Source organism: Ruegeria lacuscaerulensis, assembly GCF_013031245.1.
Lineage (GTDB): Bacteria > Pseudomonadota > Alphaproteobacteria > Rhodobacterales > Rhodobacteraceae > Ruegeria > Ruegeria lacuscaerulensis_C.
The window spans coordinates 58,539-71,735 of the sequence record NZ_WPZL01000004.1; the positions used below are offsets into that span (position 1 = coordinate 58,539).

The window sequence follows — 13,197 nt, forward strand, 5'->3', positions numbered from 1 at the left end:
CGTGAACGATTGATTAAACCTTGTTCATGCTTGCGCAAACAGGCCCTGTTCAGGTTGGCCAGCCCCGGCCGAACGACCATCTCTTTCGCAACAGATTGCTATTCAACAATGCTGGATATCGGAGGAGATCATGTTACTTGCCCAAAAATCGGGACTGGCCAAGTCCCTGCAAGCCGCAACGATTGCCGCGACACTGTTGGTAGTCCCGGTCGCTTTAAAGGCCGCTGAGTCGAAGTTTCTGCCCGAGGGCAGCGTGAACGCGGTGGATCTAATTCCGCCCGCGCCGACCCTGGACAGTCCGGAGTTCCAAACACAGATGGAGATTGTCGAATGGGCTCAGCAGACCAGAACCGATGACGACGTTGCATTTGTCGAACAAACACTGAATGTGGATCGGTTCTGGCCGATTATTGGCGCAGACCTGTTTTCGGTTGATGCGCGTGGGCTGAAAGACGTGATCGATCAATCGATCGACGAGGTCAGGGCAGACTATGACGCGTTAAAGTCCGTCTATGACCTGCCGCGTCCCTTTCAGGTGAATGAAGTCATCGACCCCGTCGGGGATGCCCGCCCGGTAGCGTCATACCCAAGTGGCCATTCGATCCGCGCGATCGTCTATGCGCGCCTGCTTTCAGAGGTGTTTCCACAGCATGAGGCCGAACTGATGGAACTGGCCCATCAGGTTGGCTATGGGCGCGTAATGGCCGGCGTTCACTACCCTGTTGACGTGGTATCCGGCCAGGCCCTCGGGCACGCGTACTCCGATGCTATTTTGGCTAACTCCAAGTTTCACGATGCGGTAATCCGCATTTCAACGGAACAATCAGTCAGCAATTGCTGTTGGCCGTCTCAGGCTGAAGGAACCGGTGGTTCGGACTCATAGATGCTGTTGTCAGCGGTCAGATTGATTGGCTGGTAAGCTAAATCGGACCTTCGTAGCGCAGATAACCAACGGCAATTTGGCGCAACAACCTGCCACTCGGGATTGCGGCTGCAACGTCAGAAATCTGTCATAAGTCGGCACTGCCCTTAGCAGCATGAGGTTAAGAGCGGTCGTTCACTGCTGCCTCAGGCACACAGACCATTTTTGCGAAGCAGACGAAGCGTGAACAGTCTTTAGCGTTCACGCTTCGATGCCATTGTGTCCAAATCTGCGGAATGCACACCTGTATCTTGGTAACTAAAGATCGAAACCGCTATTTAGCACAGAGCAAATCACTGGCCTTTTCCCCAATCATGATCGCTGGGGCGTTGGTGTTTCCGCTGACGATTTCCGGCATAATCGAACAATCGGCAACGCGCAGGTTTTTGATCCCATTCACCCTTAGGCTTGGATCCACAACAGCGCTTTCGGAGGTACCCATCGCACAAGTTCCTGTCGGGTGATAGATAGAGACAGAGTTCGAGCGCGCCCAATCCAGGGTGCCTTCGTAATCATCGAAAGACAGATCCGACGTCGGTCGGAACTCTTCCGAAATCTTGGAAGCCAGGGGGTTATTCCTGGCAATGCCGCGCGCGATGTTCACCCCGTCGACGATGGTTCTGCAATCCGTTTCCGTCGACAGGTAATTTGGGATGATCTTGACGTAACTGGTTGGGTCAGGGCCATCCAGACGCAGTTCGCCCCGGCTTTCCGGCCTAAGCTGGCAAACGGACATGGTAAATGCGGAAAACGGATGCACACCCTCTCCGGGGCTGTCGGCAGACCACGGTTGAACGTGGAATTGAATGTCCGGTGACTGAACCTCGGGACGGGTTTTCAGGAAACCAGTGGCCAAGCTGGCCGCCATTGTCATGGGCCCTGCACGAAAGAGAGCGTATTTTAGCGCAATGCGCGCCTGATTGAACAAGCTTCGTACTTCATCATTCAGTGTCGGTTCGTTGCATTTGAAGACCAGTCGGGCCTGCAGGTGATCCTGCAACCCCTTGCCAACTCCGGGCAGCGAATGGACGGGCTCGATACCGTTAGCTTTCAAATGATCCGGGTCGCCGATACCCGACAACATCAATATCTGGGGTGAGTTGATCGCACCTCCGGACAAGATGATTTCGCGCCGCACTTTGATGGTCTTCACTTCGCCCGATCGATCGCGATAGAGAAGCCCGGTTGCCCTTTTTCCATCCAGTTCGATCCGCGTTACCAGCGCATGGGTAACAATGTTCAGGTTTTGCCGGTTGCGAATTGGCTTGAGGTAGGCAACCGCAGCGCTGCAGCGGCGACCGTTTCGTGTGGTCAACTGAAAATAGCCGACACCTTCCTGATCGGCCCCGTTGTAATCGGGGTTGAATTGGTACCCCGCCTCCTGGGCGGCGGCGACCCAGGCGTCGCAGATGGGGCGCTGAATGCGCATGTTCGACACTGCGAGCGGGCCACCAACGCCGTGAAACGCGTCCTCTCCGCGTTCCTGGTCCTCGCTACGTTTAAAAAGGGGCAGCACATCTTTCCACCCCCAGCCTACATTCCCCATCTGGCGCCAGCGGTCGTAGTCCTCTTTCTGGCCGCGAACATAGAGAAGACCATTGAGAGAGGATGATCCGCCCAGCACCTTTCCGCGCGGCCAGTCTATTGATCGCCCGTTCAATCCCGGGTCGGGCTCGGTGCGGTAACACCAGTCAACGGACGGGTTGTGCATTGTTTTGAAGTAGCCGACCGGAATGTGAATCCATGGATTGGTGTCACGTCCGCCCGCCTCAAGCAGAGCGACCGTGGTTTTGGGATCAGCGCTCAGGCGATTTGCGATAACACAGCCCGAAGAACCGGCCCCGACGACTGCATAATCTACCTCCATGACTGTCTCCTCCTAAGGTCGCTGGAAAAAAGCTCTATACAAATTACCGCAACTATACTAGCCTTTTTTGATACAAAACGTCTCAATAATTGCAATCAGGGAGGTAAGCAATGGAGATCGGACGGAAAATAAGTGGCATTTCAAGGCGGGATTTCTTCCGAGTTGCAGGCCGTTACGGCATGAGCTCAACCCTGTTGGCGGCAGGCGGGTTCGGCGGGGCGATGAGCCTGGCGAATCTGGCGCAGGCTGCCGAATCGACCTACGAAAAGCGATTCTCGAAAGAGCCGAAGCACACGCTGAAATTCGGCGCGTCGGGCTTCAACACCCGTAACCTTCTGATCGAACGCGCAGGCGCGATTGAGTTTGCGCGTGACTTGGAAGAGCGCACGGATGGCGAGATTCGCATCGAGTTCATCGGCGACAACCAGATCTGCGGACAACTGAGCTGTGTCGAGAAGACCCAGCAGGGAATCGTCGATATCTACGCGGCCTCAACTCAGAACTCGGCTGGTGGCGCGCCCTATCTGAACGTTCTTGACTACGCTTACATGTTCCCGGGTCGGGCGGCGCAGTATCACTTCTTCTACAGCCCGGCGAGCCAGCGCATCCTGCGCGACCCGCTGGAAAAGCGGCACGGGCTGAAATTCCTGTTCACGCATTGCGAACTGCGCGGCCTGCAGATGGGTTCGACGTTCTCCGACAAACCCACCGTCACCAAATTGGAAGAACTGTTCGGCACCAAGAACCGCGTGACGGGCACGCAGCTTGGCCGGATCGCCATGCAGTTGCTGAACCTGAATCCGGTGCCGGTTGCGTGGGAAGAGACGCTGGACGCACTGAAGACCGGTCTGATCGACGGGGCGGAAACCTGGGCCTCGGCCGTGGCCTACGCCAACATGTCGCCTGTGGTATCGCAATCTGTGAACCTGAAATTCTTCTGTGGCACTGAACATACGTCGATGTCCGCCAAGGTCTTTGACGGGCTCGGCGGTGAGCTGCAGGACGCGGTCATGGAGTCCTCGTATTTCACTCAGGCCTTGATTCAGGGGGCCAACGAAGCCGCGCTGCTGAACACCGTTGGCTTCTCGGACCCTCAACTGCCCAACACGATCTTTGCCGAAAACGGCGTACGCCCGGCCTTCCTGGCGGACGATCAGATCAAGCTGGCGGAAGAGATGTGCGCCCCGAACTTTAACCCCGAACCCTGGGCGCAATGGCGCGAACGGCTGAACAAATGGGCGGGCGGCATCGATACCTATCAGGAAATCTACGATATCGCGCGGGAAATCCCGGCGGACACGTTGCCGGAAAATGTCGAACCGCGCCGTTGGTGGAAAGGCGAAGCTTGATACAACATTGTGAATCGGCCCTGACAGGGGCCGGTTCCACCTAACACCGACTGGGAGGACGGGGTTCATGTCATTTTGGGCAGATGTAGGTGCGATTTTCAGTGCCATTCTCAGCCAGGATTCATTCGAGATTCAATCCGCATTGGAGTCTGATGCAACTTGGGTCGTCGGCACAGTAGTCTCAGCTTTGGGTGGCTTACTCATCATGCTGATCTATCGGAAAGTACCGTTCATTGAACGACACTTTGAGCGGGCTGTGATGGTCTATTCGTACCTGGCCATCGCATTGATTATCTTCTGGGGCGTGATTGACCGGTTTGTCTTTAACGATCAGGAGCCCTGGTCCACCACTATTCCTCCTCTGTTGTTCATGGTCATGGCCTGGTTCGGCGCTTCCTATAACGTGCGTTTGCGCACCCATCTGAGCTTCAGCGAATTCCGCACAGCCATGCCGCGTGGCGGACAATTGGCATGTCTGTTCCTGGATGCAGTCCTTTGGTTCATTTTTGCAGTCATTGTTATCGTCACTACGACGCGGCTGGTGGCGCTTTCGGCCTCGAACTTTCAGATCGTTCTGGGGACTGACAATATCATGCAGTGGTGGTTCCTGCTCGCAGCACCGCTGTCCTTCTTTCTTATGGTCGGACGGGTGTTTCAGAACCTCGCCGATGATTTGCACAACTGGAAAACAGGCAAGCCGCTGATCAAGCAGGCCGTGATAGGGGCAGACTGATGACAGACGGAACCATGGTCACACTGATCTCGCTTGGGGTCACATTTCTGTTCATGCTGGGCGTGCCCGTGCTGCTGGTCATCGGCTATTGGGTGATCGGATGCTCGTTCGTGCTGGGTCTGACCCTGGACAATATGGGGGCAGAACTGCTGAACGTGTTCAACAAGGGCTTTGCGCTGCTGGCGATGCCCCTGTTCATCCTGACAGGAGACCTGATCAACAAATCAGGCATCGCCCGACGGCTCAGCGATTTTGCCTATTCCTGTCTTGGTTGGATACGCGGTGGGCTGGCCATGGCCTCGCTAGGGGCGTGCGGGCTGTTCGCAGCGATCTCGGGCTCCAACTCTGCGACGACGGCAACAATCGGGTCGATGCTGCACCCGGAAATGGTCAAAGGTGGCTATGACGAACGGTTCAGCGCCGCCACCGCGGCGGCAGGCGGTACGGTGGGTATCATCATCCCGCCCTCGATCATCTTCATCGTCTACGGATTCCTGATGAACCTGCCCATTTCCGAGCTGTTCGTGGCGGGTATCCTGCCCGGTGCGCTGATGGTCATGGGAATGCAATTCGCCTGCTGGATCATCTGCCGCATGAATGGCTGGGGCCACCTTATCCCGTTGCAACTGAACCGGGTTCTGAAAACCGCCTTCGGGGCGTGGCTCGGTTTCTTCGCCATCGGTCTGGTGCTGTGGGGCATCTATACCGGCAAATTCTCACCCACCGAGGCGGCTGGCGTGACGGTTGGGTTCTGCGTGATCGCCGGGTTGGTCAGCTATCCCATCAACCGGATCATGGGCGCGCGCGACGATGTCTCACCCACCGACAAGAGTTTTGCCGAAATGCTGGTAGTCGAAGGGTTCACCATCCCCGAAATCCCATCAATCGTCATCCGCTCGGCCCAGATCACCGGCATCCTCGCACCGCTGATAGCAATATCCGTCGTCATGCAACAGATCCTGTCCTTGCTTGGCGCCCAGCAGACCATTGGTGATTTTGTGACGTCAATGGGGGGCTACTACGCCGTGTTGTTCACATCGATGGTAATCGTCTTCTTCTCGGGCATGGTGCTGGAAAGCCTGCCGGTTACGATCATCCTGGCTCCGATTCTTGCACCTATCGCCGCCTCCGTCGGGGTCGATCCAATCCATTTCTCGGTGATTTTTCTGGTTGGCGCATCAATCGGGTTCATCACGCCGCCTTACGGGCTGAACCTTTATGTCGCTTCCGGTGTGACGGGCGTGCCCTATTTCCGGCTATTGCGCTATACGGTGCCGTATTTGGTAGCGTTGCTTTCGGTCTGGATAATGGTGTCGCTGGTCCCTGATCTGGCCTTGATCCTGCTGCCAAATAACTAGAATGTTGCAGGATGGCCGAGACGGATACACAAAACAAAGAAACCCAGATTCCGACCAACCTGCGTTTGCTTCTTATACTGGAAGAGGTGGCCCGGCGTGGCGTGGCGGTCAAACCCGCTGATTTGATCGAAACGCTGGGTCTGGCCAAGCCAACCGTCCACAGATTGCTGCAAACTGCCGAGGCTGAGGGGTTCTTGCAGCGCGATCTGGATGGCCGGTCCTATGGTCCGGGCCGGCGCCTGCGGTTGTTATCCGTGAACACCATGTCGTCAGAACATCTGCGCACCGCACGCCTCGCGATCCTGCGCGGCGTCGCAGATGAAATCGGCGAAACCTGTAATATTGCCATCCCGGATCGGGAGGGGATGATCTATCTTGATAGGGTCGAGACCAAATGGCCGCTGCGCATTCAGCTGCCCATTGGCAGTCAGGTTCCGTTTCACTGCACCGCCAGCGGAAAGATGTACCTTTCTACGCTTCGCCGAAACACACTGAACGGTTTTCTTTCTGCGCGTGAGCTGAACGAGAATACCAAAAAAACCATAATCAACCCTGAAGCATTAAGCGCCGAAATCATCCGCATTGCGCGAAATGGGTACTCGACCGACGACGAAGAATTTATGCCGGGCATGGTGGCCATAGCGGTGCCTGTTTTGGATGGGCACGACAGACTGGTTGCAACATTGTCAGTTCATGCGCCAACCCAACGCTACGACTTGGAAAGTTTGACGCAGTTCCTTTCCTTATTGCAGGTTGGAGCACGCAAACTCTCGGGTTTGCTCGCGTCTTAGATAGGTTCTGGATTCAAAATCATTTGGCGGTCCAAAGGAAATTGATCGGTTTTCTGCAACCTGGACCTCCACTTAACCGCGTATGATTCCTGCATTTTTCCGAGGGTGAACCGGCTGCGCGTATTGTCACGTTGAGATGTGAAGACGCACGTGGAATCGTCTGGGCCAAAATAATCGGATCCGACCGTCAATGGTTCTTCCATCCACCTTACAAGAGATTTCCGCGTTATCTCGATCCAAACCGGCTTTTACGTCCTGCTTTGGATGATCGACATGCCCTCTTTGACCTGACCGGTTGCATACACGGACATTCCGGTGGCTGCCCGCAAATGGCGGCTCAGCGCAACAAGGCTGGCGTTTCCAGGATTTTTCAAATGGCCTGTCAGGACTGGCTTTGAAGCCAGTCGGAAAAAACCCGTACTGTTTCAGTCGCTGCAACACGGTCCGGTCGAACGAGGAAATAGCCATATTCGGACAGTTCGGCGCCGGACAACCGAACAAGCCTGCCCGTGTCCAGCTCGTCCCTGATCAGATCATCCATCAAGGCGATCCCCTGACCATCGATCACGGCTTGCACCCGCACGTTGGGGTCCGGGACGATCAAGACGTCTCTGCGAGATTGGGGAGGCAATTCTGCCGTGTTGAGCCAATCCGACCAGGCGTTGCTGTCATCGCGATCCCGCAGCAACGTGAAGTGCGAAATTGCCTGTTCAATCCCCAGGTCTTCGACCAGTCGGGCAGCGTCAGAATTTCCGACAGGAAAGGTTGGCATAGGCATGAACGGCGTCACCACACCGCCGCCAAAACAACCGTTGCCCCATCTGATGGCCAGATCAATGTCCTGCATTTCGTGGTCGGAAAACTGGATCATCGGCTGAATGCGCAGCTGCACATCCCCATGCGCTTGCATGAAAGACATCAGCCGCGGTGACAGCCAGCGCGCAGCGAAATAGGTTGATACCCCAACCGTCAGCGTTTTGGATGATGTGCCCTGCAGCGCCAGCAGATCAGCCTCGATATCCTGATACCGCCCCTGGCAGGCCGCCAGCACTCCCTGCCCTAGTTTTGTCAGCGCAACTCCGCGTGTCGTGCGTTGGAACAGGACCATGCCCAGATCGGCCTCCAGTGTTTTAATTTGGTAACTGATTGCACCCTTGGTCATGTTCAGCGCCTCGGCCGCTTCCGAGAAACTCGGGTAGCGGGCGATTTCCGCGAATAGCCTGAGAAGATCATGGTGTCGGAACCGGGTCGGCATGTTCTTTGCGTACAAAATTTTTGTACGCATTGGAAAGAAAATTTCGATTTTCAAGCTCCGTGGCCCATGCACACATGATCTTGTTTCCAGGAAATGGAGGACGTGCGTTGGGAAGCTTGAACGCAGAACCAAATCCGGCCAGGCAGTTGTCACACCGGGCCAGGTCGCGCCGGGGGCGCTTATCACGTCACAATGCGCCGCATGAGGCGCTTCCTTTCCGAGGGCGCAAGATACCGGCTTATGGTCTTCTGGGCGACGCGGCGCTAACCCGGATCGAAGAGCAGGCCGATTGGATTCTGGAACAGATCGGTGTTGAGTTCCGGGGGGATCGAACCGCGCTGGATCTCTTTTCACAGGCGGGCGCACGGATTGACGGCGAGCGGGTGCGTTTCGAGCCTGGGCATGTCCGTGAACTCTGCGCCTCTGCCCCGGCTGAATTTCAGCTTAAAGGGCGTGATTCTGCCCATACCGTAACACTTGGCGGAGACAACGTGGTGCTGATGCCGGGGTACGGCGCGCCATTCGTAAGTGATCTTGAGAAGGGCCGGCGTTATGCAACGCTGGCGGATTTCCGAAACTTCGTGAAGCTCGCCTACAGCGCACCTGCCATGCACCATTCCGGTGGCACAATCGTTGAACCGACCGATGTGCCGGTCAACAAGCGGCATCTGGACATGATGCTGGCGCATCTCACTTTGTCGACCAAGCCTTTCATGGGATCCGTCACCGCGCCCGAGCGCGCAAGGGACAGCATCGAAATGGCAAGGTTGGTCTTCGGACGTGGCTTGATGGACCGCCATGCGGTGATGCAGGCCAATATCAACGTCAACTCACCGCTGATCTACGATGACACGATGTCGGGCGCGCTGCGCGTCTATGCCGAGGCGAACCAATGTGTCTGCGTTTCTCCGGCGATCTTTGCCGGGGCTATGGGCCCGCTGTCACCCGCCGCCGTCGCGGCGCAGACTTTAGCCGAGGCGATGGTCGGCATTGCACTTACACAGCTGGTCCGGACCGGCTGTCCGGTTGTCTTTGGCAGCTTCCACTCCACGGTGAACCTGCGCACCGGTGCGCTGACTTTTGGCTCACCTGAGGCCAACCTGACAACGATGGCATTGACCCAACTGGGCCGCAGACTGGGTGTCCCGGTCCGCTCTGGAGGCGGGCAGATCACAGCCTCGAATGCGCCCGACGGACAGGCCATGCAGGACAGTGCGGGCGCCATGTGGGCCACTCTTTTGTCTGGGGCGCATCAGGTCTGGCATGCGGCGGGCTGGCTCGAAGGCGGATTGGTCATGTCCTACGAGAAATTCGTGATGGACCTCGACCATTGCGGCGCGATGCTGAAACTACTGCAAGGGTTTGGAACCGAAGACGAAGCTTTTGGCCGCGACGCTTATCTAGAGACCGGACCGGGCGAGAATTTCCTGTCCACAAGCCACACGTTGCGTCACTACACCTCGGCCAATTTCGAACCGCAGATTTCAGATGCGGGGCCTTATGAAACATGGGCCGAAAACGGATCGCTGACCTCTGATCAGCGCGCCTTGGCGCGGTGGCGGCAGATGCTGGCCGATTATCAACAACCTGAAATCAAACCCGAAATCCAAGCTGCTTTGGAAGACTTTGTCGCCGAGCGCAAAGCCTCGATGCCTGACGAATGGCACTAGAAAGGACCCGAAATGACTGAGGAACTCAGCCGCACCTCTGCGCTGGCCTCCCGCCATGCCGACCTTGGCTCCGGGCTGGAGGATTGGAACGGTATGGGTACCGCCTGGACCTACAACACCGATCCGAACGATGAACATGATGCTGTGCGCGAAAGGGCGGGAATGTTCGACATGTCGCCCCTTAAAAAAGTGTTCGTGCGCGGCCCGGACGCGCAGGCGGTGCTGGATCACCTGACCACACGAGACTTGTCGAAAGTCACGCCCGGTAAGGCGGCCTATCTCTGTGTTATAACGGATCACGGCGGCATCGCGGATGATGCCATCGTATCGAATAACGGCGGCGACGAGTGGATGATCGTGCACGGTTCGGGCGATACCATGGCTTTGTTGGAGGCCTCGGCAGGCGCGCGCGATGTTCAGCTGCAGTTCACAGATGATCTGCATGACCTGTCGGTGCAAGGACCAGCGGCGCTGGATATCCTCAACGCCTACACAGATAAAGACCTGGGAATGCTGGCCTATTTTGAACACGCCCCTGTGACGCTGTTCGGCCACGCCTGCCGGATCTCGCGTACCGGTTATTCCGGCGAACGCGGCTACGAGATATTTGCCGATGGAAGCGTGATCACCGATATCTGGGACAAGCTCGTCGAAGCGGGCGTCATGCCCTGTTCCTTCACCACGCTGGACAAGGTCCGCATCGAGGCAGGCCTCTTGTTCTACGGCTACGACATGACCGAGGAAAACACCCCATGGGAAGTTGGGCTCGGCTTCACTGTCAGCAAGTTCAAGGGCGATTTCCGCGGCAAGGCAGCTGTTTTGACGGCCCAAGGGGCGGAGACGGTCAACAATGTCTGTCTCGACATCGACCACCCGGATATGGTCGCAGGCGGTGAAACCTTGTCTTTGAATGGCGAAAAGGTGGGGGTCGTCAACAGCCCCTGTTATTCGCACCGAATGGGCAAATCTCTTGCCCTCGCCCATGTCCGACCGGGCTTGCCCGTCGGAGCATCCTTGGGGGTTTCGGGCGATGGTTTGGATACGACGGCAACAATCGTTTCAAGCCCCGTTTATGATCCGGGGAAGACACGCACGCACGGCTAAACCCGATGGCACCGTCAACGTGGTGACGACAGGTGACTGCGCTATTCAGACTTGCCTAGTGCACCGGCCACGGTGCCGACCATGGCGTTCGGGTGAGACTTGAACTGGCGGGCAGCCCTCGCGACCATGCGTTGTTCAACGCTGATATCGATTGCAAGCCGAACACTGTCGCGGGCGTGGCAATGCCAAACTCCTCGGAGCAATGACTTTGGTCGCAATGGCGGCAGAGAGCCCGGTGCGGCCGTTCTCTTCCTAAATTCATCCCGGCACTGACGCGCGTTGGTTCTCTTGTGCCCGAGAGTTACCACCAATGGTCAGGCATTCGCAGGCAAAAATCTGACGGTCCTTCCGGTCATACTCGAGACATGCGAACCGCTCTCCACCCCACAGCGCTAGATGTGCCGGAAAACGCTCCAATTTAGCCTGGAGCTGGCGAAAAACTGCTAATCGGTCGCTGTACGACAGAGATTCAAGTCTCACGGCAGCATCTATGCCCGCGCTGCGCGGAGGCTGTGCTATACTCCTCTAAAATTAGATGCATTGTTGTGGAGGTTAGTCATGATTATTCGCTTATTAACAACGCTTGGCATCGCGCTTTCATTTGCGATGGCCGCTCCTCAAATTGCCCGAGCCGATGCCGGTGATTTCATCGGCGGTGCGGTCGTCGGTGGAGTCGTGGGTTACGCGATTGGCAAGGACCAGCAAAAGAAAAAGTCCCAATCAACAACAACTCGGACCTACCGGTCGGGCATTCCATCGACCTCACAAGGCGCGCAGACCCAGACGGCACTCAACTATTTCGGCTACAATGCCGGAAGGGTCGATGGCCAGGTCGGCGGTGGTACCCGAGCAGCAATCGAACGTTATCAGGCTTCAATGGGCTATCCTGTAAATGGCTATGACTTTCAGCCCTATCAGCGCGACTTCCTGATGCAGGCCTATTACTGGGGTACAAGCGGCGGTCAGGCCGCAACTCAACTCTCGGGCCAGCCGCTTCTGATGGCGTACCGCCGACAAATCCAAACCGGTTCTGCCCTGGCGGTCGCTCCTCAGGCTCCGGCACAGGCCACCCCGGTTGTTACACCCCAGAGTGACGCGCCCGCGACAAACACTGCCGAAACAACGGCTTCTAGCCTACCGAGCCTGTTCTCTGGCGGTACCACGGGACCTTCGCTCGCCAATCGCTGTAGCGCGGTTATGCTTCAAACCTCAACCAATGGCGGCTACACGACTCTGTCAAATATGTCCGATCCAAATTTTGCACTAAGCGAACAGTTCTGCCTCGCCCGCAGCTACGCGATGGCGCGCGGTGAAGAGCTAATGTCGGACGTCCAGGGATTGACGCCGGATCAGGTGGCTGCTCAGTGCGACGCTTACGGTGAAACGTTGGCGCCGCAAGTTGTCAAGCTGTCTCTGAGCTCAAAAGCAGAAGCGGAATCTCAGATGCGCGAATTTGCGTTAGGCACCGGGCTCAGCCCTGAAGATCTGGCGGCAACAAGCAAGGTCTGCCTGGCAATTGGCTACCGTCAGGACAACATGGATAGCGCACTTGGTTCTGCACTGATGTTGGTCGCAATGGGCGAGCCTGCCTATGGAGAGTTGATAGGGCATCACCTGCGTGAAGGCTTCGGTGTGCAGGAACGCCGCGATCTTGCGATGCAGTGGTATGATGCCAGCCTTACGGCGCTGGACGCCGGATCGCAGGCTGTCTTCCTGCCGTCTCAGTCCGACCGCCCGCAACTCTTGCGAGCAGCTATGACTGGCGCGCAGTAAGCCGAAATTGCCGCCCACCCGCAGGCAAACTGACTGCCTGCGGGACCAATCTAAAATCCGATTCTAACAGCTGCATGCCCAATCACCGGGCTTGTATTGGCTGTGCGATGCATAGAGGCTGAGCCCAGTACGTGGGCCATTATCTGACCTCTCAAGCCGCTCCACACCGAACGGCAATCACGTCCGCAGTGCTGCCATTTCCGACCCGTACGATGTTTTATATTCCCCAACGTCCACCTTGGGGCAGCGGCAGCGTTCAACCTTAATGATGGTGGCTTTGGGCCGATCTCGCGGCTTTGCAAAGTCCGCATCCATTGCGGAGGTGATTTACAATGCCCAAAGATCAGTTCGCTCCACCCACCTGGTCTTTTATGA

10 protein-coding genes are annotated in these 13,197 nt (G+C 56.8%); 8 read left to right on the forward strand and 2 right to left on the reverse strand.

Going from position 1 to position 13,197, the window contains the following annotated elements; all coding sequences use genetic code 11:
* Positions 1–130 precede the first annotated feature (130 nt).
* Complete coding sequence (locus GOX66_RS06735; RefSeq protein ID WP_170760894.1) at positions 131–883, forward strand: phosphatase PAP2 family protein; 753 nt, start codon at positions 131–133, stop codon at positions 881–883.
* 313 nt (positions 884–1,196) lie between these two features.
* Here the strand turns inward: GOX66_RS06735 and GOX66_RS06740 are convergent, their stop codons facing one another.
* Positions 1,197–2,789 (reverse strand): GMC family oxidoreductase, encoded by a 1,593-nt coding sequence (locus GOX66_RS06740; RefSeq protein WP_170760897.1) that lies wholly within the window; start codon positions 2,787–2,789, stop codon positions 1,197–1,199.
* A gap of 110 nt (positions 2,790–2,899) precedes the next feature.
* Between GOX66_RS06740 and GOX66_RS06745 the strand changes: the two genes are divergently transcribed.
* From GOX66_RS06745 to GOX66_RS06760, 4 genes are all read left to right on the forward strand, one after another.
* Positions 2,900–4,138, forward strand: a complete 1,239-nt coding sequence (locus tag GOX66_RS06745; protein WP_170760899.1) for a TRAP transporter substrate-binding protein — start codon at positions 2,900–2,902, stop codon at positions 4,136–4,138.
* A 67-nt stretch (positions 4,139–4,205) separates the two neighbouring features.
* Positions 4,206–4,871, forward strand: coding sequence for a TRAP transporter small permease (locus tag GOX66_RS06750; protein ID WP_170760901.1), 666 nt, complete (start codon positions 4,206–4,208; stop codon positions 4,869–4,871).
* Positions 4,871–6,229, forward strand: a complete 1,359-nt coding sequence (locus GOX66_RS06755) for a TRAP transporter large permease (protein ID WP_170760902.1) — start codon at positions 4,871–4,873, stop codon at positions 6,227–6,229. The genes GOX66_RS06750 and GOX66_RS06755 overlap by 1 nt, the downstream gene beginning before the upstream one ends.
* An 11-nt stretch (positions 6,230–6,240) precedes the next feature.
* Positions 6,241–7,020 carry an IclR family transcriptional regulator gene (locus GOX66_RS06760; RefSeq protein WP_170760904.1) on the forward strand — a complete coding sequence of 260 codons (780 nt, stop codon included), beginning with the start codon at positions 6,241–6,243 and terminating at the stop codon, positions 7,018–7,020.
* A 382-nt stretch (positions 7,021–7,402) separates the two neighbouring features.
* On the opposite strand, the gene GOX66_RS06765 is transcribed toward GOX66_RS06760, so the two are convergent.
* Positions 7,403–8,305, reverse strand: a complete 903-nt coding sequence (locus GOX66_RS06765) for a LysR substrate-binding domain-containing protein (RefSeq protein WP_170760906.1) — start codon at positions 8,303–8,305, stop codon at positions 7,403–7,405.
* Positions 8,306–8,382: 77 nt separating this feature from the next.
* On the opposite strand from GOX66_RS06765, the gene GOX66_RS06770 reads away from it, so the two are divergent.
* From GOX66_RS06770 to GOX66_RS06780, 3 genes are all read left to right on the forward strand, one after another.
* Positions 8,383–9,945: a trimethylamine methyltransferase family protein gene (locus GOX66_RS06770; protein ID WP_237212534.1), complete on the forward strand. Its 1,563-nt coding sequence runs from the start codon at positions 8,383–8,385 to the stop codon at positions 9,943–9,945.
* Between the two features lie 12 nt (positions 9,946–9,957).
* Positions 9,958–11,049: an aminomethyl transferase family protein gene (locus GOX66_RS06775; RefSeq protein WP_170760910.1), complete on the forward strand. Its 1,092-nt coding sequence runs from the start codon at positions 9,958–9,960 to the stop codon at positions 11,047–11,049.
* Positions 11,050–11,607: 558 nt separating this feature from the next.
* Positions 11,608–12,822 (forward strand): peptidoglycan-binding domain-containing protein, encoded by a 1,215-nt coding sequence (locus GOX66_RS06780; RefSeq protein ID WP_170760912.1) that lies wholly within the window; start codon positions 11,608–11,610, stop codon positions 12,820–12,822.
* Positions 12,823–13,197 lie beyond the last annotated feature (375 nt).